The following is a 200-nucleotide window of genomic DNA, read 5'->3' as shown; positions in this document are numbered from 1 at the left end:
GATGATACGCCCAAGACCCGCCAGAACCTGGCCTATGCCATGGCCATGGCCGGCCACTGGCGCGAGGCGCGCGACATGGCCGCGCAGGACGTGCCCGCCGATCAGCTCACCGCCCGCATGGCGCAGTGGGCCCAGCTCAACGATCCGGGCAACATGCGCCTGCGCGTCGCCGGCGTGCTCGGCGTGCCCGGCCAGATCGA

At 72.0% G+C, this 200-nt stretch carries 1 pseudogene; it reads left to right on the top strand.

Features of this window, described 5'->3' with window-relative positions:
• Nucleotides 1-200: pseudogene (locus H926_RS33520) on the top strand (SPOR domain-containing protein); the annotation flags it as partial.

This window comes from Novosphingobium sp. B-7 (assembly GCF_000410615.1).
GTDB lineage: Bacteria > Pseudomonadota > Alphaproteobacteria > Sphingomonadales > Sphingomonadaceae > Novosphingobium > Novosphingobium capsulatum.
The sequence above is the reverse complement of the archived record's forward strand: the minus strand, read 5'-3'. Positions and strand labels throughout refer to the sequence as shown.